General features: G+C 70.9%; 22 protein-coding genes and 1 pseudogene. 12 read left to right on the top strand and 11 right to left on the bottom strand.

Translation table 11 applies throughout. The annotated features are described in order from the left end of the window. Positions 1 to 31 precede the first annotated feature (31 nt). The 4 genes from metG to NO889_RS09290 all read right to left on the bottom strand — a co-directional run bounded on the left by metG (position 32) and on the right by NO889_RS09290 (position 4,504). Positions 32 to 2,179, bottom strand: coding sequence for a methionine--tRNA ligase (gene metG, locus NO889_RS09305; RefSeq protein ID WP_256411981.1), 2,148 nt, complete (start codon positions 2,177 to 2,179; stop codon positions 32 to 34). Between the two features lie 90 nt (positions 2,180 to 2,269). Continuing rightward, a complete protein-coding gene (locus NO889_RS09300; RefSeq protein ID WP_256411980.1) occupies positions 2,270 to 3,175 on the bottom strand; it encodes a thiamine-phosphate synthase family protein in 906 nt (301 codons plus the stop codon). Then, the gene (gene dcd / locus NO889_RS09295; protein ID WP_256411979.1) at positions 3,172 to 3,780 is read right to left on the bottom strand and encodes a dCTP deaminase; all 609 of its coding nucleotides are present in this window, start codon (positions 3,778 to 3,780) and stop codon (positions 3,172 to 3,174) included. The genes NO889_RS09300 and dcd overlap by 4 nt, the downstream gene beginning before the upstream one ends. Positions 3,781 to 3,856: 76 nt before the next feature. Continuing rightward, entirely contained in the window at positions 3,857 to 4,504 is a 648-nt protein-coding gene (locus NO889_RS09290) for an AIM24 family protein (protein WP_256411978.1), read from the bottom strand. A 186-nt stretch (positions 4,505 to 4,690) separates the two neighbouring features. Here NO889_RS09290 and pth2 point away from each other — a divergent pair, with 186 nt between their 5' ends. From pth2 to NO889_RS09270, 4 genes are all read left to right on the top strand, one after another. Further along, positions 4,691 to 5,029: a peptidyl-tRNA hydrolase Pth2 gene (pth2, locus tag NO889_RS09285; RefSeq protein ID WP_256411977.1), complete on the top strand. Its 339-nt coding sequence runs from the start codon at positions 4,691 to 4,693 to the stop codon at positions 5,027 to 5,029. After that, positions 5,030 to 6,514: a tRNA pseudouridine(13) synthase TruD gene (gene truD, locus NO889_RS09280; RefSeq protein ID WP_256411976.1), complete on the top strand. Its 1,485-nt coding sequence runs from the start codon at positions 5,030 to 5,032 to the stop codon at positions 6,512 to 6,514. Positions 6,515 to 6,641: 127 nt separating this feature from the next. Beyond that, positions 6,642 to 7,196, top strand: a complete 555-nt coding sequence (locus NO889_RS09275; protein WP_256411975.1) for a GMP synthase subunit A — start codon at positions 6,642 to 6,644, stop codon at positions 7,194 to 7,196. A 392-nt stretch (positions 7,197 to 7,588) separates the two neighbouring features. Beyond that, on the top strand, positions 7,589 to 9,610 hold the full coding sequence (locus NO889_RS09270) for a DUF2070 family protein (RefSeq protein WP_256411974.1): 2,022 nt from the start codon (positions 7,589 to 7,591) through the stop codon (positions 9,608 to 9,610). Positions 9,611 to 9,677: 67 nt separating this feature from the next. On the opposite strand, the gene NO889_RS09265 is transcribed toward NO889_RS09270, so the two are convergent. The 5 genes and pseudogenes from NO889_RS09265 to NO889_RS09245 all read right to left on the bottom strand — a co-directional run bounded on the left by NO889_RS09265 (position 9,678) and on the right by NO889_RS09245 (position 11,302). Next, positions 9,678 to 9,989, bottom strand: coding sequence for a DUF3194 domain-containing protein (locus NO889_RS09265; RefSeq protein WP_256411973.1), 312 nt, complete (start codon positions 9,987 to 9,989; stop codon positions 9,678 to 9,680). 6 nt (positions 9,990 to 9,995) lie between these two features. Further along, the gene (locus tag NO889_RS09260) at positions 9,996 to 10,379 is read right to left on the bottom strand and encodes a prefoldin subunit beta (RefSeq protein ID WP_094534059.1); all 384 of its coding nucleotides are present in this window, start codon (positions 10,377 to 10,379) and stop codon (positions 9,996 to 9,998) included. Positions 10,380 to 10,529: 150 nt separating this feature from the next. Further along, a pseudogene (locus NO889_RS09255) lies at positions 10,530 to 10,772 on the bottom strand (KEOPS complex subunit Pcc1); the annotation flags it as partial. A 129-nt stretch (positions 10,773 to 10,901) separates the two neighbouring features. Further along, positions 10,902 to 11,036, bottom strand: a complete 135-nt coding sequence (locus NO889_RS09250) for a DNA-directed RNA polymerase subunit P (protein WP_007994536.1) — start codon at positions 11,034 to 11,036, stop codon at positions 10,902 to 10,904. Further along, entirely contained in the window at positions 11,036 to 11,302 is a 267-nt protein-coding gene (locus NO889_RS09245; RefSeq protein WP_066414134.1) for an eL43 family ribosomal protein, read from the bottom strand. Before NO889_RS09245 ends, NO889_RS09250 begins: the two co-directional genes overlap by 1 nt. A 434-nt stretch (positions 11,303 to 11,736) precedes the next feature. On the opposite strand from NO889_RS09245, the gene NO889_RS09240 reads away from it, so the two are divergent. Next, on the top strand, positions 11,737 to 12,663 hold the full coding sequence (locus NO889_RS09240; RefSeq protein ID WP_256411972.1) for a sulfide-dependent adenosine diphosphate thiazole synthase: 927 nt from the start codon (positions 11,737 to 11,739) through the stop codon (positions 12,661 to 12,663). A 24-nt stretch (positions 12,664 to 12,687) separates the two neighbouring features. Here the strand turns inward: NO889_RS09240 and NO889_RS09235 are convergent, their stop codons facing one another. Next, positions 12,688 to 13,590, bottom strand: a complete 903-nt coding sequence (locus NO889_RS09235) for a DUF7351 domain-containing protein (protein ID WP_256411971.1) — start codon at positions 13,588 to 13,590, stop codon at positions 12,688 to 12,690. Positions 13,591 to 13,877: 287 nt separating this feature from the next. Between NO889_RS09235 and pyk the strand changes: the two genes are divergently transcribed. The 5 genes from pyk (at position 13,878) to aroE (ending at position 19,270) form a co-directional block, all read left to right on the top strand. Next, a complete protein-coding gene (pyk, locus tag NO889_RS09230; protein ID WP_256411970.1) occupies positions 13,878 to 15,635 on the top strand; it encodes a pyruvate kinase in 1,758 nt (585 codons plus the stop codon). 115 nt (positions 15,636 to 15,750) lie between these two features. Next, positions 15,751 to 15,978 carry a DUF7312 domain-containing protein gene (locus NO889_RS09225; protein WP_256411969.1) on the top strand — a complete coding sequence of 76 codons (228 nt, stop codon included), beginning with the start codon at positions 15,751 to 15,753 and terminating at the stop codon, positions 15,976 to 15,978. Positions 15,979 to 16,224: 246 nt separating this feature from the next. Continuing rightward, the gene (gene sppA, locus NO889_RS09220; RefSeq protein WP_256411968.1) at positions 16,225 to 17,160 is read left to right on the top strand and encodes a signal peptide peptidase SppA; all 936 of its coding nucleotides are present in this window, start codon (positions 16,225 to 16,227) and stop codon (positions 17,158 to 17,160) included. A gap of 72 nt (positions 17,161 to 17,232) precedes the next feature. Then, positions 17,233 to 18,372, top strand: a complete 1,140-nt coding sequence (locus NO889_RS09215; RefSeq protein ID WP_256411967.1) for a DUF373 family protein — start codon at positions 17,233 to 17,235, stop codon at positions 18,370 to 18,372. 55 nt (positions 18,373 to 18,427) lie between these two features. Then, positions 18,428 to 19,270: a shikimate dehydrogenase gene (gene aroE, locus NO889_RS09210; protein ID WP_256411966.1), complete on the top strand. Its 843-nt coding sequence runs from the start codon at positions 18,428 to 18,430 to the stop codon at positions 19,268 to 19,270. 28 nt (positions 19,271 to 19,298) lie between these two features. On the opposite strand, the gene NO889_RS09205 is transcribed toward aroE, so the two are convergent. After that, a complete protein-coding gene (locus NO889_RS09205; RefSeq protein WP_256411965.1) occupies positions 19,299 to 19,751 on the bottom strand; it encodes a transporter in 453 nt (150 codons plus the stop codon). A 110-nt stretch (positions 19,752 to 19,861) separates the two neighbouring features. On the opposite strand from NO889_RS09205, the gene NO889_RS09200 reads away from it, so the two are divergent. Both NO889_RS09200 and NO889_RS09195 read left to right on the top strand, forming a co-directional pair. Beyond that, the gene (locus NO889_RS09200) at positions 19,862 to 20,470 is read left to right on the top strand and encodes a helix-hairpin-helix domain-containing protein (protein WP_256411964.1); all 609 of its coding nucleotides are present in this window, start codon (positions 19,862 to 19,864) and stop codon (positions 20,468 to 20,470) included. Between the two features lie 36 nt (positions 20,471 to 20,506). Next, positions 20,507 to 21,448 (top strand): aminotransferase class IV, encoded by a 942-nt coding sequence (locus NO889_RS09195; RefSeq protein ID WP_256411963.1) that lies wholly within the window; start codon positions 20,507 to 20,509, stop codon positions 21,446 to 21,448. Positions 21,449 to 21,478 lie beyond the last annotated feature (30 nt).

Below are 21,478 nucleotides of genomic sequence, written 5' to 3'. Positions count from 1 at the left end.
CGCCGGAAGCGTCGGGTTCGCGCCGTCGTCCTCAGAGCACCTTCGTGCCGGGCTCCGCGTCCTCGTGGGTGGTGAGGAGGTCGGCCTGTTCGCCCGCGGCGAGCACCATCCCGTTCGACTCCACGCCGAACAGGTCCGCCTTCTCCATGTTGGCGAGGACGACGACCTTCGTCCCCGGAAGGTCCTCGACCGCGTGGAGCCCCTTGAGCCCCGCGACGATGGTGCGGGTCTCGACGCCGAGGTCGACGCGGAGCTTCAGGAGGTCGTCGGCCCCCTCGATCTCCTCCGCGTCCTCGATCCGCCCGACGCGGACGTCCAGTTCCTGGAACTGCTCGAAGCTGATGCGGTCGTCGCTGATGGGGTCGATGTCGGTCATGTCGGTGGTCTCGGTGTCGTCGTCGGTCGCTTCGTCGCCCGTCTCGTCCGCGTCGCCGTCGGCGGCCTCACCGCCCGCGTCGTCGGCGTCGCCGGCCTCCGCCGCGGCGACGCGAGACGCCAGTTTCGCGTTCAGCTCCTCGACGCGGTCGTCCTCGACCTTCTCGAAGAGCTCGGTCGGCTCGGAGAGGTCGCCCTCGGGCTCCTCGCTCGCGGCCGCGACGGTGACCTCGTGGACGGAGCCGCCCTCGCCGAGCTGGTCCCACAACCGCTCGCACTTCTCTGGGGCGATCGGCTCGAAGAGGACCGCGATCGCCTTCGCGATCGCGACGCAGTCGTGGATCACCTGCGCGGCCTCGTCGGGGTCGTCGTCGACGAGCTTCCACGGCTCGTTGTGCTGGATGTACTCGTTGCCGAAGCGCGCGAGGTCGGTCGCGGCGTCGCCGAGCGCGCGCACGGAGTAGTCGTTGACGGCGGCCTCGACGTCGGCGATCGCCTCGTCGATCCGGCCGGCCACCTCGTCGCTCGTCGCGTCGGCGACCGGCGCGTCCTCGTAGTTGCGGTGTGCGAAGAGCAGCGAGCGGTAGAGGAAGTTGCCGACGGTGCCCACGAGTTCGGTGTTCACGCGGTCGCGGAACTTCTCCCACGAGAAGTCGACGTCCTGTTGGAACCCGCCGTTGGTCGCGAGGTAGTAGCGCAGCGGGTCGGGGTGAAACCCCTCCTCGAGGTACTCGTCGGCCCAGACCGCGCGGTCGCGGCTGGTGGAGAAGCCCTTGCCGCCGAGGGTGACGAACCCGCTCGCCATCACCGCGCGGGGTTCGGCGTGGCCGGTCGCCTCCAGCATGGCGGGCCAGAAGATCGTGTGATGCTGGATGATGTCGCGGCCGATCACGTGGACGATCTCGCCGCCCTCTGGGTGCGCGTCGCTGACCCCCTCCTTCCAGACTGCCTCCCAGTCGAAGACGTCCGCGCCGACCCGCTCCGTGTACTGTCTCGTCGAGGAGATGTACTCGATGGGGGCGTCGACCCAGACGTAGAGGACGAGGTCCTGGGGGTTCTCCCCCGGCATGTCGATCCCCCAGTCCATGTCGCGGGTGATACACCAGTCCTGGAGCCCCTGTTCGATCCACTCGCGGGGCTGGTTCCGGGCGTTCGAGGTGCCCTCGAGGCGGTCGAGGAACTCGGAGAGGTAGTCGGCGAACGCGGAGACCTCGAAGAACTGGTGGGTGCGCTCGCGGTACTCCGCGGGGTTGCCGGTGATCGTCGAGACGGGATCCTCGACCTCGCCGGGCTCGAGGTGGCGCTGGCAGCCCTCGTCGCACTCGTCGCCGCGGGCGTGCGCGCCGCAGTACGGGCAGGTCCCCTCGACGTAGCGGTCCGGGAGGAACTGGTCGTCGACGGGGTCGTACGCGACCATGATCTCCTTTTCGTACAGGTGGCCGGCCTCGTCGAGGTCGCGGACGAGTCCCTGGGTGATCTCGGTGTTCGTCTCGTCGTGGGTGTGGCCGTAGTTGTCGAACTCGACGTTGAACTTCGGGAACGTCTCGGCGTACCGTTCGTGCCAGTCGAGCGCGAACGCCTCCGGCGAGACGCCCTCCTTCTCGGCGTTGACCGCGACGGGCGTCCCGTGCATGTCCGAGCCCGAGACGAACGCGGTCTCCTGGCCGAGCCGCTCGAGCGCGCGGGCGTAGACGTCGCCGCCGACGTAGGTGCGGAGGTGCCCGATGTGGAGGTCGCCGTTGGCGTACGGCAGTCCACAGGTCACCACCGCCGGGTGCTCCGTGGGGAAGTCGTCGTGGCTCATTGTGTGTCTCGTGTGTCGTGGATACGCGCCAAAAGCCCGCTGGTTTCCGGGTGTGCCCCCGCCGCTTGCGACGACCTTCGCTCCCGCGGCCTACAGCAACTCCCGAACGACCCGCGCCGCCTCCGGCGCGGTCGGCGCGAGGACGTACACGATCGGCTCGACGCCGACCGCGCCGGTCTGATAGCAGACGAGCGTCTCCGCGTCCTCGGCCGCGCACGCCGCGACCGCTTCCGCGACCGCCTCTCGCGTCTCCCGCTCCGCGTCGAACTCGACGGTGGGATACGACTCGGCGAGCGCCGCGACGAGGTCGGGGTCGTACCGGACGTTGACCGCGCCGCGGGCCGTCGCCCCCGCCTCGCGGGCGGCGAGAAGCACCGTGGCGACGTGCTCGCTCACGCCGAACTCCGGCTCGCCGGGCACCATCGCTCGACCCTTCACGTCGACGAGCCGGCCAGGGACGGCCGCCACGTCGTCGACCGTCGTCGCGTCGAGGAGACACTCGACCACGTTCGCGCCGACGTTCGGGATGAGCCCGGCGAACCCGGAGGCGTTCGTCAGGGTCCGGAGCCCGCGGCGGACCGACGCGAGGACCGCCTCGCGCTCGCGGAGCCCGCTGTCGGGGTCGTGGACCGAGAAGTCCACGTCGGCCGCCGCGAGCCCCGGCATCGCCTCCTCGTGGAGCTCCGCGAGGAGGTCCCCCTCCTCCAGCCGCCGGATCAGCACCTCGATCTCGACGAGCGCCGCCACGGGCGAGAGGTCGCCCTCGGCGAGTCCCTCGCCGACCCGCTCCACGAGGTCGCGCACGCGCTCGTCGGCGACGATCCGGTCGTGACGGGCCACGTCGCCGTGGGCGTACTTCGAGACGGCCGACTGGGAGATGCCGAGCGCGTCGGCGACCTCCCGCTGGGTGAACCCGCGCTCGCGGAGGTCCTCGGCGAGCATCGAGCGCACCGTCGGGAGGAACTCGTCGACGACGACCTCCTCGACGAACCTCATTCCGCCTCCCCTCCCGCGTCGGGCGCGTTGGCGAACTCCGGGTCCGACCCGATCCGCGACGCCTGCGGCCCGTCCTGGTCCTGGTACTTCGACCCGCGCTCGCTCCCGTACGGGCGGTCCGCCGCCGACTTCAGCTCCGTGAACGTGAGCTGTGAGACGCGCATCCCCGGCGAGAGCGCGACCGGCGCGGTGCCGAGGTTCGAGAGTTCGAGGGTGATCTGGCCCTTGTAGCCGGGGTCGCACAGACCGGCCGTCGCGTGGACCACGATCGCGAGCCGTCCGAGCGACGACCGTCCCTCGACGTGCGCGACGAGGTCGTCCGGGATCTCGACGCGCTCCGTCGTCGTCCCGAGCACGAAGTCGCCGGGGTGGAGGATGAACTCCTCGCCTTCGGGCACCGTGCTCTCCGTGACGTACTCGCCGACCTCGTCGGCCTCGGTCGGGTGGATACAGGGGATGTTGGTTCGCTGGAACTCCAGGAAGCGCTCGCCGAGCCGGAGATCGACGCTCGCGGGCTGGACCTGCTGGTCGACGTCCGCGAGCGGCTCGATAACGAGGTCCCCGGCCGCGAGGCGGTCGAGGATGTCCGAATCCGACAGGATCATGCCGGGAGAGGGAGGGGCGCGACCTAAAGAGTCCCGGAAGCCGTCGGAAACCGTCGTCGGGAGCCCCGCCGACTCCTCACTCCTCGTGGGGCTGAACCACCACGAACCCCTCGGTGCCGGTGAACTCCATCTGAACGGACTCGCCGGAGGTCTGCCCGAACTCGAACGTCTTGTTGATCGACACCGACGGCGAGAGGTCGCTGCTCCAGGCGACGGTCGCGTCCGGGTCGGTGAAGACCGGCGGCTCCAACACGACGGGATCGCCGTGCGTCGAGACCGCGACCTGCCCCGGTCCGGTGAGGTAGACGTTCGTCAGCCCGCCCGCGGCGGCCTCGGAGATGCTGCCGATCGTGTTGATCTCGTAGTCGACGGAGGACTCGAACGCGAGCACGTCGTTGCCGCTGACGGAGATCGACTCGCCGGCGTCGAGGTCGAGTATCCGCACCTTCTTGCTCTGCTCGGCGACGTAGAGGTAGCCGCTTCCCTCCGCCTCCATCACCGGCGTCCCCTCGCTGCTCACCGCCTCCTTGAGGAAGCCGGTGACGCCGCCCTCGGCGGAGGCCTTGCCGGTGAACGTCACGTCGCCGGTGTACGCCACCATCGAGCCGGCCTTCACCGTCACGGTCCCGTCGAGCGGGACCCCGAGCAGCCGGTTGTTCTCCTTTCGAAACTCGTCGCCGTCGCGTTCTGGCGCGCTCGTGCGCGCGAACTCGTCCAGATCCATGGGAACCAAGCGTCGGGGACGACGCGGTCGAACTCCTCGCCCCCGGCCAAATAAATCCCGGCGGTTCGATGGCGGGTCGACGATCGGTCGTCGGCGAGAATCCGGCCCGCCCACGAGACCACGCCCGAGAGAGTCCGACCCGCTCGAGAGAACAGAGCTATACCCGCGGCGGGGTTCTCACCCCGTATGAAACAGGCGATCGTCGCCCGCCGGGACCTCGGCATGGGCGAGGGGAAACTCGCCGCGCAGGTCGCACACGCGTCGCTGTCGGCCTACGAGGACACGGGCCGCCGTACTCGCAAGGAGTGGAAGGGATCGGGCCAGAAGAAGGTCGTCCTCGGGGTCGACTCCGAGCATCGGCTCTTCGAACTCGCTGACAAGGCGGACACGGAGGGGATCCCGTACGCGATCATCCGCGACGCCGGCCACACCGAACTGGAGCCGGGGACGGTCACCGCGCTCGCGGTCGGTCCCGCGAGCGACGACCTCGTCGACCGCGTCACGGGCGACCTCTCCCTCTACTGAATGGCCGAGTCCCGCCCTCCCGATCTCCGTGAGGCCCACCCCGTCGAGCGCGCGGTCGGGATCGCACACTTCCTCAGCGACGTCGACGGGATCGGCGGGCGGCTCCGCGAGCGACCCGAGGACTTCCGCGTCACGGAGCTTGAGGCGTTCGAGACGGCCCCGCTCGACGCCGATCGCGGCGGTTATCCCGAGCTCGTCGTCCGCGCGACGCTCCGGAACTGGGACACGAACGACTTCGCGCGCCGGATCTCCGACGCCCTGGGGATCAGCCGCGAGCGCGTCTCGTGGGCGGGCACGAAGGACAAACGCGCCGTGACGATCCAGCTGTTCACGCTTCGGGAGGTCGATCCCACCGATATTCCCGAGATCCGCGGCGTCGAGATCGAGCCGATCGGGCGCGCGGGGCGGCGGCTCTCCTTCGGCGACCTCGCCGGCAACGCCTTCGAGATCCGCGTCGCCGACGCGGTCGCGGACGCGGAGGAGCGCGTCGCGGCCGTCGCCCGCGACCTCCGGGCGTTCGCCGGCGCGGACCCGGACGATCCGGACGCGCCGGTCGCGGTCCCCAACTACTTCGGCCAACAGCGGTTCGGCAGCGTCCGACCGGTCACCCACCGCGTCGGGCTCGCGGTCGTCCGCGGCGACTTCCGGGAGGCGGTCCGACTGTACGCCGGGAACCCCTCCCCCGCCGAGCCCGACGACACGCGCACGGGACGCGACCACGTCGACGCGGCGTTCGGGGTCGCTGGCGGCGGCGAGGACGCTCCCGACGACGATGCCGCCGCTCCGGTCGGCCACGCTTCCCCCGTCGCCGACGGGACCGGCGACGGCGACTGGGAGGCCTGCCTCGAGGCGATGCCCCGCAAGCTCCGGTTCGAGCGCGGGATGCTCTCGCGGCTCGCCGAGCGCGGGTGCGACCCGGCCGCACCGCCCGCGGACGACGACTGGCGACACGCCCTCGAGGCGGTTCCCTCGAACCTCCAGCGGCTCTTCGTCAACGCGGCCCAGTCCGTCCTCTTCAATCGAATCGTGAGCGAGCGGCTGTCCCGCCGGCTCCCCTTCGACCGCCCGGTCGCCGGCGACGTGGCGTGTTTCGCCGACCGCGACGCGCCCGACGGGCTGTTCGCGCCCGACGCCGACCGCGAGCAGCGGGTGACCGAGGAGCGGGTGGACGTGATGGCGCGCCACTGCGCTCGGGGGCGGGCGTTCGTCACCGCGCCGCTCGTCGGCACCGAGACCGAACTCGCCGGCGGCGAGCCCGGCGAGATCGAGCGGACGGTCCTCGCCGACGCCGGGATCGAGCCCGCCGACTTCGACCTCCCCGGCGAGTTCGACTCGACGGGAACCCGCCGGGCGATCCAGGTCCGGACGGACCTCGAGGTGACGTTCGAGGACGGTGACCCGACCTTCGCGTTCGCGCTCCCGAGCGGGTCGTACGCGACGGTCCTCCTCCGGGAGTTCACGAAGACGGACCCGCTCGCGGGGTAGGGCCGGTCCCGGCTCGCCGGTTTTCGATCCACGATAGTGCATCATCATTCACGATCGCGATCGAAAACCGTCACGACCCTGCGGTCCGTTCCGAGTCGTTTTTGTGCCGTCCGCGCGGATCCCGTCCATGACACGGATCGTCGTTCTCGACCTCCACGGTCAATTCACCCACCTGGAGCGGCGCGCGCTCCGGGACATGGGCGTCGACACCGAGATCGTCGACGCGGACACGCCGCCCGCCGAGGTCGACGCGGACGGGGTCGTCCTCTCGGGCGGCCCCGACATGGACCGGATCGGGCGGGCGCGCGAGTACCTCGACCTCGAGGTCCCCGTCTTCGGGATCTGTCTCGGGATGCAGGTGATCGCCGACGAGCGCGGCGGGCGCGTCGGCGGGGGCGACTACGGCGGCTACGCCGACGTCGACGTGGAGATCGTCGACGACGCGGACCCGCTCGTCGGGTCGCTCGCGCCCGACACCCGCGTGTGGGCATCCCACGCCGACGAGGTGAAGGAGCTACCGGAGGGATTCACCCACACCGCGACCTCCGACGTCTGCGGGATCGAGGCGATGTCGAACCCGGAGGCGGGCCTGTACGGCGTCCAGTGGCACCCCGAAGTCGCCCACACCGAGGAGGGCGAGGAAGTGTTCGAGAACTTCGTCGCGATCTGCGAGTCGGCGTAGGGCGTTTCGGTGATCCGATTTTCCGGATCCACTGAGGTCGGATCCCTCGGATAGGTCCCCAACGAGATCGCCGTTCGTCGAGAAGTGCGTACTGACCGAGATCCGATGTCGTATCGAACCTCTCGTCCGTGATCGCTGTTTCCGCGACCAACCCCTCCAAAGCCCCAGTCGGCCGCACAGCACCGCACCTCACGCCTCCCCAACCTCGTCGCCGGACTACGTCCGGCTGCAAGCGAGAGCTTCGCTCTCGCCCTGTCGGGCGCTCGGAGGCGCGCGCCACCGCTCCGGCGATCGGTTCGTGATTCGACTTCCCGTTGATGAGAGACGCCGGTTTTCGCGTCGGCGTCCGGAAGCCGGAGAGATTTTCATCCGCGGGGGAGTACCGCGAACCCGTGACCGCGACACAGGGGCGGCTCGCCGGGCTCTCCAAGTTCATCTTCCGCGCGCCGCGCTGGCCGCGAACGCTCGCGTTCGCCGTGCTGCTCGGCGGGCTCACGGGGATCGCCGTCTTCGACTCGGCCTCGACGATGGGGTCGACGTACCCCGTGTTGCTCGTCGGGCAGGACGCCTGGCAGGGGATCGTCTTCCTCGGCGCGCCGACGGTCGTCGCCGCGCTCACGACCACCACGGTGGACCGCGCGCTCGGCGGGAACCTCACGTACAACCGGTCGGCGCTCCTGGCGCTCCTCTGTGAGCTGTTCGTCGTCGTCGTCCTCGTCGTCGCCGGCGTCTTCGCCGCCGTCCTCGGGCTCTCCCAGCGGTTCGTCTTCGACGCGCTCGTCGTCGCGCTCGCGTCCATCTTCGCCCTCCGGCTGCTCGCCGTCCTCGCCGTCTCGCGAGTCTCCGTCCCCGTCGCTAGCATCCCCGCGCTGGTCCAGACCGCCGTCGCGGCGGCTCTGCTCTTCGTGTACGGCGGGACCGCCCGCCTGCTCATCGACGGGGGCTCCGCCTACCAGGCGTACGTCGTGTTCCTCTCGCGGACCGACCACGGCCCGCCCGTCTTCGACGCGGTGACGCTCGACCACTTCCTGCTTTTGGGGGCGCTGTGTCTGCTCTATGCGGTCGCAGTCTGGGGGTTCCTCGTCGCGGTGGAGCGACCGTGGCGGCGCGCGCTCGACGTCTCGGTGCTGGATTTCATCCGCGGGTTCATCGGCTACGCCGCCGAGGAGTCCCGCGACCTCGAGGAGTTCTTCGAGCGGCTCGGGCAGGAGGCGGTCGTCCCCGTCTCGGCGCTCTCGTTCCGGGTCGTCGAGGGGGAGGAACGAGGGACCGGCACCGCCACGGAAGACGACGCGGCGGGCGCCGACGCGGGGGCCGACGACCCCGACGGTGCCGCCGCCGACGGCGGGCGGGTCGACCCCGGCCGCCTCGGCGAGGAGAAGGCCCGGTTCGTGCTGCCGATGATCCACCCCGGCCCGCTCGGCGAGATCGGCGGCGGCGATCTCCCCCGTCGGGTCGCGCTCTCCGCGGACGGCGTCGGCTTCCCGCCGCACGCGACCGCGGGCCACGACTTCAACCTCGTCTCCGAGAGCGAGGTCGACTGCGTCATCGACGCCGCCGACCGCGCGCTCGACGGCGCGGCGTTCCGCCGGGAGGCGACGGTCCCGCTCTCGGTCGAGGCCGGCGAGTCGTCGGTGCTGGCCCAGCGGTTCGGCGACGCCGCCCTCGCTGTCTCGACGTTCGCACCGGGGTCGGCCGACGACGTCGACTTCGCGGTCGGCCAGTCGGCGATGGCAGAGTTCCGGACCGGCGGGGTGGAGGACGTCCTCCTCGTCGACGGGCACAACTGTCACACGGGGCTGTCCGGAGCGGATCTCGGCCACGTCACGCCCGGCTCGGAGCGCTCCTACGACCTGTACGAGGCCGCGGGATCCGCGGGCGAGGCCGCCGCCGCCGCCGACCGCGGGCGGACGGAACTCGGCGTCGCCTGGGACCCGACCGACTGGACGCCCGAGGAGGGGATCGGTCCGCTCGGCGTCCGCGTCGCGGTCACCCGCGTCGCCGGCGTCGAGGCCGCCTACGTGCTCATCGACGGCAACAACATGGTTCCGGGGCTCCGCGAGGACCTGCTCGCGGCCGTCCGCGAGGCGACCGGGATCGACCACGTCGAGGCGATGACCACCGACAACCACGTCGTCAACCGGACCCGCGCGGACAACCGAGTCGGAGAGGAGATCGACGCCGGTCGGCTCGCCGAGACGGTCGCGTCGCTCGCGGTCGACGCGCGGGAGGACCTCGAGCCCGTCGCGGTCGCCGGGGGGACCGAACGCACGACGGTGACCGTCTTCGGCAACGACCGCACCGAGACGCTCGCGACGCAGGCCAACGCCGCGATATCTCTCGGAGCGGCGCTGGCGACGGCGGTGACGCTTTTCGCCATGTCGGTGAGCGTGCTGTTGTTCTTCCTGACCTGAGCGGCGGGACGGCGCGCCGCTGAACGGTGAAAAAACACCGAGCGGGTCGAACCTCGCCCCGCTCTCGTTACTCCCCGAACAGCTCGTCGACGGCCTCGCCGGCGGCCTCGGTGGCCGCCTCGGCGACCGCCTCCGGGTCGGGGTCGTCCGGACCGTCGGGCGCGTTCAGGTAGACGTCGACGTCGAGGACGCCGTCCTCGAAGGTGACCGTGACGTCGAGGTCGGTCACGGCCGACTGGTCGTATCGGTGGAAGACGACCCCCTCGGCCGCCTCCGCGGCGGTCCGGACGACCTCCTCGTCGGTGGGGTCGTCGCCGGCGGGGGTCGCGTCCGTCGGCTCGTCGTCGGTCGCTCGCTCGCTCGACGCGTCCTCGCTCATCGGTCGTTACGCGCCGCCCGCGCCCGGACCGCCGGGGCCCATCGGGCCGCCGCCAGCGCCGCCCTGGAGCATCTGCTGAAGCTCGCCCTGGAGGTCGTCGAACTGCTCTTGGACGCGCTCCTCCTGTTTCTCGAGCTGCTCGACGCGAACCTCCAGCGAGTCGACCTTGTTCTCGAGGTCGTCGTAGGCGGAGTCGTAGTCGGTCTCGACGAGCACCTCGCCGATCTCGCGGTACATGCCGGCGTCCTCGTCGACGTCCTCGAGCGCGTCGAGCGCCGTCTTCGACTCGTTGAGCGCCGTCTTCGCCTGCTCCTTCTGTTCTGCGACCTGCTGTGCGGTCTCTTGCAGCTCCTGAAGCTCCTCGATCTTCTCCTGTGCCTCGGGCGGCATGTTCCCTTGCATGGGCGGACCGAGGCGGTCCGGACGGAAAAACCCCCGACTTCTACGACGAGAAGGGGATCCGCCGTAAATCGACAGGAGAGCGTTCGATTCGGGCGAAACGTCGTTCTCGGTCTGCGTATCGGTCCCGGCTCACGCGCGCTATCGGTCCCGGCTCACGCGCTCGGCGACCGCGACCAGCCGCGACCAGCTGGTGATCCCCGCCCGCAGCGCGACGAGGTCGGTGGCGGTCACGCGGACGCGGACGACGGGGCCGTCCCGCGAGACGGTCGCGCCCGACCGGGACTCGTCGAGTTCGCCGACTTCGGGTGCGAGCGCGTCGGCGACGATCCGGGCGCGTCGCTCGTCGGGGTATGCGAAGGAGAGAAGCGTCCCGTGGTCGCGGTCGACGCCGGCCGCCGGCGCGGCGTCTTCCCGTCCGGTCGTCGCGTGGTCGGCGTCGGACCCAGTCGTCCCGTGGTCGGCGTCGGCCCCGGTCGTCGACGCGTCGCGGTCGGTCACGGCGGAGGTCCGTTATTCGACGTCGACTTCCTTGATGTCGCCGCCGCGCTCCTTCAGGAGGACGCGGTGGCCGCAGTAGGGACAGCGGACGCCGCCGTACTCGTCGAGCGTGACGTCGCGCTTACAGCGGGAACACTTGTAGCTCATTATTCCTCGTCGGCGAGCGCGGCGCGGATGGAGCGGCGGACGGTCCGGCCGCCGGGGGTCTCGGGGCGGTAGGCCCCGCCGGTGAACGTCTCGCCGGTCTCCTCGTTCACCCAGATGCCGGTGCCGACGCGCTTGACGTCGTCGCCGTCGACGGTCGCGTTCTGCATCTCTCCCTCGATGTCCTTGACCCGCTTTCTGGCGACGCGGCCGTAGCGAGCCCCGAATCGGCCCGCACTGCCGGTGCTTCGTGCCTTGTCCTCAGCCATAGTGTGCCCGAGTACCGTCAGCGTGGGTAAAAAGGCTACGAGTCGGCCACGCCCGTGCGCCTCCGTGGCGCGTTCCTTCTTCGGGCTCGTTGTGATTCCGTTTCCTTGAGAGTGGTTGGATCGAACGGTGCGGGAGTGTTGCTGGCGCGGTGACTACCGCCAAAGCCCCAGTCGAGTCCTACCCGATCACAACCGCCCCGCACCTCATACCTCCCCAGCCTCGTCGCTCGCTGCTCGCGGTTTCACCGCTCGCTACCGAGGTGCTCACTTCGTTCGCACCTCGCTCCGCTCGCGACGTCCCTCGCGTGCTGCTCGCGCCCTGTCGGGCGCTCGCAGGCGCGCCACCGCCCCGCGAGTCGGATCGGTACTCGGGCCACGTCGACCGCATCGACCACAACGACTAATACTACCCAGTGATATCACTCGGTCGTACCATGGATTTCGACGGCTTCAGCGACGTGAGCGAGACGGACGTAACGCGCGCCATCGGGCAGGACTGGTCCGAGGAGTTCCTCGAGTTCTCCGAGAGCGAGGTCATCGTGGTCGGGGGTGGCCCGTCCGGGCTGATGGCGGCGAAGGAGCTCGCCGAGCGCGGGGTGAAGGTGATGGTCGTCGAGAAGAACAACTACCTCGGCGGCGGCTTCTGGCTCGGCGGCTTCCTCATGAACAAGGTGACCGTCCGCGACCCCGCCCAGGAGGTGCTCGCCGACCTCGGCGTCGCCTTCGAGCCCGCGGAGGGGGTCGAGGACCTCTACGTCGCCAACGGGCCGGAGGCGTGCTCGGGGCTGATCAAGACGGCCTGCGACGCTGGCGTCAAGGTCCAGAACATGACCGAGTTCACCGACCTCGTCGTGCGCGAGGACCACCGCGTCGGCGGGATCGTGATGAACTGGACGCCGGTCCACGCGCTCCCGCGCGAGATCACCTGCGTCGACCCGATCGCGGTCGAGTCGGAGGTCGTGATCGACGCCACCGGCCACGACGCGGTCGCGGTCTCCAAGCTCGACGAGCGGGGCGTCCTCGAGGTCCCCGGCGTCTCCCACGCAAGGGAGCACGACGCGGGGATGGACGCGACCGGCGACGACGAGTACGGCGCGCCGGGTCACGACTCGCCCGGTCACGACTCGATGTGGGTCGGCGAGAGCGAGGACGCCGTCGTCGAGCACACCGGCGTCGTCCACGACGGGCTGGTCGCGAGCGGCATGGCGGTCGCGACGGCCTACGGCCTCCCGCGGATGGGGCCGACCTTCGGCGCGATGTTGGTCTCCGGCAAGCGCGCGGCGCAGGCCGCGCTCGACGAGCTCGGCGTCGACGCCGGCGACGTACGGCTCTCCTCGCGGCCCGCCCCCGCCGACGACTGACTGCGGGTCGGCTCGCGGGGAGAGTCACTCCCGGCTGACGTCGAGCCCCTCGTCGACCCGGAACCGGATCCCGTCCGGCGTCTCGAAGACGAGGTCCGATCCGACCGCGGTGACCGGCCACGACATCACCGCGGCGACCCGCTCCCAGCCGGGTTCGATCCCGTTTCTCGCGAAGAACCTGGCCATGGGATCCCGGTCGTCGGTGGCGTAGAGCGGGTGTGAGATGTGCCGGCGGCCGCAGTGGTCGCAGGCGAACCGGACCATCCCGTCGTGGTTCACGTGGCGGAACCCGTACCCGTCGTCCCCCGGCTCCTCGCCTTTCGCGGGGGGGAGCGTCGTCGTCACGTCGTGCCCGCAGTTCGGACAGAACCCGTCGGCCATCGCCCGGAACGTGTGTGCCGACCGGCGGTGCGAGCGGTCGAAGGCGGTCTCGATGTCGATCCCCGTCACGCCCGACGGCGGATACGAGACCGACGCGAGCGTTCCCTCGGCGACGAGCTCGTGATCGATCAGCCCGATACACTCCGGACAGCGCGTCACGAGATATCCCCTGCGATAAAACGCCTGTATCCCGCCTCCACAGCGGTAACACTCCCCGTCGACCGGTTCGGCCTCGACGGTCGGGTCCTCGGTGAGCACCCCCGTCCGTCGGAGTCGAACCACCTCCCGGCCCGGCTCCGCGAGCCGATACCCGCTCTCGGTCTTCGTGACGAACTGGTCCGTGAGCTTGTCGAGGTGGTAGCTGAATCGACCGCTGTCCTCGACGCCCACGTCGGCTTTGATCGTCGAGTACGCGGCGTTGCCCGCGAGCGGTCCGGACGCGACCGTCAGGTCGTACAGCGAGTCGAGAATGCCGAGCCTGACCTCGCTGTCGAGCACGGAGAACGCGATCGCATCCCGTGATCGGACCGCGGCGATACTATCCATCCGTCCGTTCGGTGTGGTAGTAAGTGCTTATGTATTTCGCTCCGAGTGACACTTCCAGAGTGTCGGACACACGAACCGCGCGTCCCGTGCTCGGACGCACGAACCACGTTCGCGTCCGAGCCGCCCCCGACGCTCGAGTTCCGTTGGGACGGTCGTGATCGTCCCTGATCGTTCTCCACGAAGGTGGCGATATTCGGACGTAGGAGTTCTCAGTTCGGGTTCTTCGGTCACGCTCCGAGCGCGGCTCGACCGCATGGCTTTTTCCGGCGCTGCACCGAATCGGACGTATGCGAAACGCCAAGATCGTCTGTACGCTGGGTCCGGCGTCGGACGACCGGGACGCGATCCGCGATCTCGCGGCCGCGGGCATGTCGGTCGCTCGACTGAACGCCAGCCACGGGACGACGGCCCACCGCGAGGACGTCATCGAGCGCGTCCGCGCCGTCGACGACGCGATCGACGACCCGCTCGCCGTGATGGTCGACCTGAAGGGGCCCGAGGTCCGGACCGCGGAGATCGACGAGCCGATCACGCTCGCGACCGACGCCGAGGTGACGTTTCACGACGGGCGGGACGCGACCCCCGATCGAGTCGGGCTCACCCACTCGATCGCGGCGGCCGCCCCCGGCGACACGATCCTGCTCGACGACGGCCGGATCGAGTGCCGCGTCGAGCGGGTCGAGGACGGGGAGGTCCTCGCGCGGGTGGTCTCCGGCGGGGAACTCGGCTCCCGAAAGGGGGTCAACCTTCCCGGCGTCGCGATCGACGTCGACCTCATCACGCCGGGGGACGAGGAGGAACTCCGGCTCGCGGCGCGCGCGGACGCCGACTTCGTCGCCGCCTCGTTCGTCCGCGACGCCGACGACGTGTATCGGATCGCGGACCGGCTGGAGGAGTACGGCGGCGACGACATTCCCGTGATCGCGAAGATCGAGCGCGCGGGAGCCGTCGAGAACCTCAAAGGGATCGTCGACGCCGCGGACGGCGTGATGGTCGCCCGCGGCGACCTCGGCGTCGAGTGCCCGCTCGAGGACGTGCCCATGATCCAGAAGCGGATCATTCGCACCTGCGTCGACGAGGGCGTCCCGGTGATCACGGCGACCGAGATGCTCGACTCGATGGTCCACTCGCGGCGGCCCACCCGCGCCGAGGCCTCCGACGTCGCCAACGCGGTCCTCGACGGCACCGACGCGGTGATGCTCTCCGGCGAGACCGCCATCGGCGACCACCCGGTCCGGGTCGTCGAGACGATGGACCGGATCGTCCGCGAGGTCGAGACCAGCGAGGAGTACGCCGAGACGCGCGAACAGCGGGTGCCGACCGCCGCCGACGGCTCCCGGACCGAGGCGCTCGCCCGCTCCGCGCGCTACCTCGCGCGCGACATCGGGGCGTCGACGGTCGTCGCGGTCTCGGAGTCCGGCTATACCGCCCGCAAGACGGCGATGTTCCGCCCCGGCGTCCCCGTGGTCGCGACCACGCCGGACGACCGGGTACGCCGCCAGCTCGCGCTCTCGTGGGGCGTCCAGCCGGTCACCACGGCGTACGCGGACGACATGGAGGCCGTCCTCGACAACGCGGTCGACGCCGCGCTCGACACCGGTGCGGCCGCCTCCGGCGACACCCTCGTGGTCCTCTCGGGGATGTTGACGGAGCTGGAGGGGACGAACACCACGAACACCCTGAAGGTCCACATCGCGGCCGAGACGGTCGCCACCGGGAAGGCGGTCGTCGCCGGCCGGGTCGCCGCCCCGGTCCGCCGGAGCGCCGACGGCGACCTCTCCACGGTGCCCGAGGGATCGATCGTCGCCCTCGGTCCCGACTTCGAGGGCGAGTTCACCGGCGACCTCGACCGGATCGCCGGGATCGTCGACGCTCGTCCGGGCATGACCGGCTACCCCGCGGTCGTCGCCCGCGAACTGGGCGTGCCGATGCTATCCGGCGTGACGCTGCCGGACTCCGTGGCGGACGGCGCCACGCTGACGCTCGACGGCGAACGCGGCGTCGTGTACGACGGGGACGTGATCGCGCCGGCGAGACGACGGTAACGGTCGATCGACTCGCACGCTTCGGATCGCACTCCGCCGGGCCCCGCCCGATCCGGATCGCACTCCGTCGGGCCCCGCCCGCCAGTCATTTACCCGGCACCCGTCTACCACGAGTATGAGCGGCGACGACACCCGAAGCCGGGCGAACGAGACCCGCGGGAACGACGACGACGGACGCGAGTGGCGGTTCAGCGTCGAGGACGTGGGACCGGACGGCGTGACGGAGGACACGTCGACGCCCGAGAACGAGCCGATCGAGCCGGGATCCATCGACGCCGAACACGCCGTCTTCGTCGTTCTCGGGGTCGCGATCGTCGTCGGCGTGTTCGTGTTCGGATTCTGAACGGTCGACGGCCGCGGGACGGGTCGTTCGAGTCCCGCCCGGCACCGCGCCGCACATCACGCCTTCCCGTCCTCGTCGGCCGCCCGTGGCGATCGACTCCCTCGGGGGCTGTCGCCGGACGCCTACAGGCGCGCCGACGCGAGGGGACGGGTGACGAGGTCGCGATCGAAACGGATCCGAGACGAACCCGCGGTCGGATCGACACGCAGCCAACAACGTGAAACGCGCCCGCCACCAACCGGCGGTATGGACGACGACGCGCGTTCGACCGGATCGGACCTCCTCGCGGCCGCCGCGGTGGGCGCGGTGGGCGCGGTGGCGGGCAAGCGACTCGTCGGGCGACTCACCCGTGGCCGGTTCGGCGACACGGAGGAGTACAACGTCGCGAAGGTGTCGGTTTCGGGACCGATAAAGCGGGACACGGGTCGCCCCTCGCCGCTGTCGGGCCCCGGCGGCACGACCGCCGACGAGGTCGTCGAACAGGTGGAGGCGGCCGACGACGACGAGGACGTCGAGGCGCTGCTCGTCGAACTCAACACGCCGGGCGGGGAGGTCGTCCCCAGCGACGACATCCGGCGGGCCGTCGCCGACTTTGACGGGCCGACGGTGGCGTACGCGATCGATCTGTGCGCCTCCGGCGGCTACTGGATCGCGAGCGGGTGTGACGAGCTGTGGGCCCGCCAGGGGAGCCTCGTCGGGTCCATCGGCGTCGTCGGCTCGCGCCCGAACGCGGCCGGACTGGCCGACAAGCTCGGCATCTCCTACGAGCAGTTCACCGCCGGCGAGTACAAGGACGCCGGCGTCCCGCTTCGGGAGATCGAGGAGGACGAGCGCGAGTACCTCCAGTCCCTCATCGACGGCTACTACGAGCAGTTCGTCGAGACCGTGAGCGAGGGCAGAGAGATGGACCCCGAGGCGATCCGCGAGACGGAGGCGCGCGTCTACCTCGGACCCGACGCCCTCGATATCGGACTCGTCGACGAGCTCGGCGTCGAGGACGACGTCGAAGCCCGGATCGCGGAGTCGATCGGCGAGGACGTCGAACTCAAGGAGTTCACCCCCGAGCGCGGGCTCGTGGAGCGGCTCGGGATCGGCGCGGAGCGCGTCGCGTTCGCCGCCGGCAACGGCGTCGCGAGCGTTTTCGCCGGCGACGGCCGCGACGTCGAGGTCGAGTTCCGGTAGTTCCGGCTCGGAGCGGACCGCGACACTCCCCGACGGCGAGACTTTTTACTCCGTCGGGGTGTGTGACCACCCGTGACGACGCTGGTGATCTGCGTGGACCGCTCCGGGACGATCGGACGGGCCACCAACGTCCCGATGCCGGTGGCGGGCTGGGAGGCCGTCCGCTCGCTCGTCACCGACGCAGGGGTCGCGGACCCCGAGGACGCCAGCGTCAACTGTCTGCTCGAGGCGCTCCGGGTCGCCCGCGACCTCCGCGACGAACGCGAGGAGGCGGTCGTGGCCGTCGTCTCCGCGGAAAGCGAGAGCCCGGTCGGTGCCGACCGCTCGATCGCGGCCCAGCTCGACGACCTCGTCGACCGCTACGACCCGAGCGCCGCGATCGTCGTCGTCGACTCCGCGGAGGACGAACGCGTCCTCCCGATCGTCGAGTCGCGGATGCCCGTCGACGGCGTCGACCGGGTCGTGGTCCGGCAGGCTCACGACCTGGAGTCGACGTACTACCTGTTGAAACAGTTCCTCGCCGACGAGCAGCTCCGCTCGACCGTGCTCGTCCCGATCGGGATCGCGCTGCTGTTGTTGCCCGTCCTGTTCATCCAGTTCTCCGCGGCGGCCGCGGTCGCCGGCGTCGCCGGCCTGCTCGGCGCGGCGCTCCTGTACAAGGGGCTCGGGATCGACCGGCTGGTCGCGGGGATGCCGGAGCGGGTGCGGGAGGCGCTGTACGCCGGGCAGGTGTCGGTCGTGACGTACGTCGTCGCCGGCGGGCTCTCGCTCGTCGGTGGCTTCTTCGGCGTGTTGGCGGCCACGGACCTCGAGGACGCGCTCTTGACCGTCCAGGCGATGGAGTTCACCTACGAGGCCGTCCCGTGGCTCGCGATCGCGGGCGTGACGGCGGCGGTCGGCCGTCTGCTCGACGAGCTGATCCGCGACGAGGGGATCCGGACGCCGTACCTCAACCTCCCGTTCGTGATCGTCGCCGTCGCGCTCGTCGTGCGCGGGTTCGCCGGCTACTTCCTCGAACAGGAAGCGCTCCGTCCCCCGACGGTCGTCGCCGGGTTCGCGGTCACGCCCGCCCAGCGGCTGGCGGCGTTCATCGTCGCCGGCGTCGTCGTCTCGCTGGTCGGCGTCAAGCTCGCGAGCGACGTGGGGAGCGAGACGTTGGAGGAGGTCATCGAGACCGACGCCGACGCGGACCGCGGGACGGAAGGCGAGTGAGCGGAGCCGGGGCGAGTGAGCCGGCTTTTTGTTCGTCCGGGTCGCCCGGACGGATATGGACGTGTACGGACTGATCGGCAACCCGGTCGGCCACTCGCTGTCGCCGCCGATGCACGAGGCGGGCTACGAGGCGCTCGGCATCGACGCGCGCTACGTCACCTTCGAGCCGGACCCGGACGGCGCCGCGCGGGCGGTCGAGGGCGCGGCCGCGCTGGGCGTGGCCGGGCTCAACGTCACCATCCCCTTCAAACGCGACGTGCTCGCCGCCGTCGACCCCGACCCGCTCGCCGAGCGGATCGGCGCGGTGAACACGATCGTCTTCCCCGACGAGGAGGGCGGGAGCGACGCCGGAGACGGAAACGGGCCCGACGCGCCCCGCGGCTACAACACGGACGCGGCGGGCGTGACTCGGTCGTTCGAGCGCCACGGCGTCCCCCTCGACGGGAGCGACGCGGTCGTCGTCGGCGCGGGCGGCGCGGGCCGCGCGGCGGCGTTCGCGCTCGCGGACGCCGGCGCGACCGTCCACGTGGCCAACCGCACGCGCGAGCGCGCGGTCGACCTCGCCGCGGAGGTCTCCGGCGCGACCGGCGGCGGGCTCGACGGGCTCGACGGACGGGTGCCCGCGGCCGACGTGCTCGTGAACGCGACGAGCGTCGGGATGGAGGAGGACGCGACGCCGGTCCCGGCCGACCTGCTCCACGCCGACCTGGCCGTCCTCGACGCCGTCTACGCCCCGACCGAGACCCGGCTCCTTCGCGACGCCGCGGCGGCGGGCGCGACGACGATCGGGGGCGCGTGGATGCTGCTCTTCCAGGGCGTCGAGGCGTTCGAGCGCTGGACCGGCGAGGAGGCGCCGGTCGAGGAGATGAACGCGGCGCTGCGCGATCGACTCGAGTGAGCGGCGCGGGCTCCAGCGGCAGGGACGGTCAGACCGGGCTCGCCAGCAGCCCCGCCGTGAGAATCAGCCCGACCGAGAGCCCGGCCGCGCCGTAGAAGAACGGCTTCGCGTCGCGGGCCGGCTCGCGGAGTTTCCCGGTTTCGAGTCCGTCGAGGAGCTTTCCGCTCGCGACCTCGACGAGCCCCGTGATGAGGAACCAGAGCGCGAGCATCGTGAGCACGAGGTGCCCTCGCCCGGTACCGGTCAGCGACTCGACGGTGTACAGCGTCCCCGCCATGTGCCCCCCGGTGGCGAGGAACGCGAGCGCCGCGATCCGGGTGATCCAGCGGAGCCGGCCGACCACCGCGGCGAGCGCGTCGCCGCCGACGTCGCCGCGGATCGCCGGCGGAACCACGGCGAGCGCGACGAACAGCACGCTTCCCGTCCAGAGCACCGCGAACCCGACGTGTACGGACCACATGACCGCATCGAGGATCGACATGACCGATCGTGTGCCCGCGTCGACTTAACCGCGGCGAGACCGATGCTCCGATCGCTCGTTTCCGAGGTCGTCGCCGGCCTTTAAATATCGGGCGCGTGTATCGGACCCTAATGGCCTTGCTGAAGAAGATCAAGGAGAAGCTCGGATTCGGGAGCGGCTCGTCCGACGACGAGAGCGGGGAGACGACGGTGACCGTCGAACGGGACGCCGACGAAAGCGAGCCGAGTGACGGGGGCGAAACGACCGACGAGAGCGAAATCGCCGGCTCGGAGACCGAGGACCCCGTCGTGGATGAACGGGAGATCGCCGAAGACGAGGAGGAGACCGAGGACGGGCTCGGCGAGGACGAGCCCGACACGGCGGGATCCGACGACGCCACCGCGACGGGATCCGCGGACGAGGAAGCGATCGAGGACGAGGAAGCGATCGAGGACGAGGAGACGGTCGAGGACGAAGAGACGGTCGAGGACGAGGAGGGATCCGAAACCGACGCCGACGATGCCGCCGGGACCGCCGCGGACTCGTCCGCGGAGGAACCCGACGGCGACCCGGTCGACCGGATCAAGGGGATCGGGCCGGCGTACGGCGAGCGGCTCGCGAAGATCGGGATCGACACCGTCGAGGACCTCGCGGCCGCCGACCCCGCCGACGTGGCCGAGGGCGCGAGCATCGGCGAGAAACGCGCCGCCAAGTGGGTGGACCGCGCGAAGGAGTTCTGAGGTGTCTCCGGCCCACCGTCCGGCCCGGCAACGCGGATGAGCGACCCGCCGGACCGTCGGTACCACGTCGACGGCGAGATCGTGCCCGCGGAGTCGGCGACGGTCCACGTCGAGGACCGCGGGTTCGGCTACGGCGACGCGGCTCGCGAGACGATGCGAGCGTACGGCGGCCGCGTGTTCCGTTGGGACCGGCACGCCGACCGCCTGGCCCGGAGCTGTGCGGCGCTCTCGATCGACCACGGCCTCCCGAAGGCGGAACTACGAGAGCGAATCGACGAGACGCTCGCGGCGAACGACCTGGCGGACGCGGTCTGTGAGATCTCGATCACCCGCGGCCGCCGGGCGGGCGGATCCGGTCGAGCCGGTGGGTCCGGCGACCGGTTCGACCCTCGGGTCGAGAGCGATCCGACGGTCGTCATCATGGTGCGCCCGCTTCCGAGGGGCGGCGTCGGGTCGGAGCCGGTCTTCGACGCCCCGGCGACCCTCCAGACCGTCAAAACGCGAAAGACGCCGGACCGGGCCGTTCCATCGGACGCGACGACCCACGCTCGGGTGAACGAGGTCCTCGCGCGGCTCGAACTCCGCGTGACGGGCGCGGACGAGGCGCTGCTTCTCGACGCCGACGGGCGCGCCGTCGGCGGGGCGGATTCGACCCTCTTTTTCGCCGACGGCGAGGGACTCAAGACGCCCTCGATCGACGGCCCGGTCGTCCCGCGCGTCGCGCGGGCGGAAGTGCTCGACCTCGCCGGGGAGGAGGGAATCCCGGTCGAGGAGGGGAGCTACGCCCCGAGCGAGGTTCGGGAGGCCGACGAGGTCTTCCTCGCGAACGCGACGTGGGAGATCCGGCCGGTTCGAGCGGTCGACGGGATCGCCGTCGACGGCGACGGGGAGGGGGCCGCCGGCCCGCTCACGACGCTGCTCTCGCGGCTGTTCGACCGGCGCGTGGAGTCGGCGTGTTACGACGACGTACCGCGGTAGATCCGAAACGAACACGTCACATCGACCACA

Source organism: Halorubrum rubrum (genome assembly GCF_024494685.1).
GTDB classification, from domain to species: Archaea; Halobacteriota; Halobacteria; order Halobacteriales; family Haloferacaceae; genus Halorubrum; species Halorubrum rubrum.
The sequence above is the reverse complement of the archived record's forward strand: the minus strand, read 5'-3'. Positions and strand labels throughout refer to the sequence as shown.

Coding starts and splice junctions, on each gene's coding strand:
- NO889_RS09200 (WP_256411964.1), top strand. CDS start 19,862: ATGGCCTTGCTGAAGAAGATCAAGGAGAAGCTCGGATTCGGGAGCGGC.
- NO889_RS09195 (WP_256411963.1), top strand. CDS start 20,507: ATGAGCGACCCGCCGGACCGTCGGTACCACGTCGACGGCGAGATCGTG.
- truD (WP_256411976.1), top strand. CDS start 5,030: ATGGCCGAGTCCCGCCCTCCCGATCTCCGTGAGGCCCACCCCGTCGAG.
- sppA (WP_256411968.1), top strand. CDS start 16,225: ATGGACGACGACGCGCGTTCGACCGGATCGGACCTCCTCGCGGCCGCC.
- NO889_RS09205 (WP_256411965.1), bottom strand. CDS start 19,751: ATGTCGATCCTCGATGCGGTCATGTGGTCCGTACACGTCGGGTTCGCG.
- NO889_RS09240 (WP_256411972.1), top strand. CDS start 11,737: ATGGATTTCGACGGCTTCAGCGACGTGAGCGAGACGGACGTAACGCGC.
- metG (WP_256411981.1), bottom strand. CDS start 2,179: ATGAGCCACGACGACTTCCCCACGGAGCACCCGGCGGTGGTGACCTGT.
- pyk (WP_256411970.1), top strand. CDS start 13,878: ATGCGAAACGCCAAGATCGTCTGTACGCTGGGTCCGGCGTCGGACGAC.
- pth2 (WP_256411977.1), top strand. CDS start 4,691: ATGAAACAGGCGATCGTCGCCCGCCGGGACCTCGGCATGGGCGAGGGG.
- NO889_RS09245 (WP_066414134.1), bottom strand. CDS start 11,302: ATGGCTGAGGACAAGGCACGAAGCACCGGCAGTGCGGGCCGATTCGGG.
- NO889_RS09275 (WP_256411975.1), top strand. CDS start 6,642: ATGACACGGATCGTCGTTCTCGACCTCCACGGTCAATTCACCCACCTG.
- NO889_RS09225 (WP_256411969.1), top strand. CDS start 15,751: ATGAGCGGCGACGACACCCGAAGCCGGGCGAACGAGACCCGCGGGAAC.
- NO889_RS09265 (WP_256411973.1), bottom strand. CDS start 9,989: ATGAGCGAGGACGCGTCGAGCGAGCGAGCGACCGACGACGAGCCGACG.
- NO889_RS09235 (WP_256411971.1), bottom strand. CDS start 13,590: ATGGATAGTATCGCCGCGGTCCGATCACGGGATGCGATCGCGTTCTCC.
- aroE (WP_256411966.1), top strand. CDS start 18,428: ATGGACGTGTACGGACTGATCGGCAACCCGGTCGGCCACTCGCTGTCG.
- NO889_RS09260 (WP_094534059.1), bottom strand. CDS start 10,379: ATGCCGCCCGAGGCACAGGAGAAGATCGAGGAGCTTCAGGAGCTGCAA.
- NO889_RS09250 (WP_007994536.1), bottom strand. CDS start 11,036: ATGAGCTACAAGTGTTCCCGCTGTAAGCGCGACGTCACGCTCGACGAG.
- dcd (WP_256411979.1), bottom strand. CDS start 3,780: ATGATCCTGTCGGATTCGGACATCCTCGACCGCCTCGCGGCCGGGGAC.
- NO889_RS09300 (WP_256411980.1), bottom strand. CDS start 3,175: ATGAGGTTCGTCGAGGAGGTCGTCGTCGACGAGTTCCTCCCGACGGTG.
- NO889_RS09290 (WP_256411978.1), bottom strand. CDS start 4,504: ATGGATCTGGACGAGTTCGCGCGCACGAGCGCGCCAGAACGCGACGGC.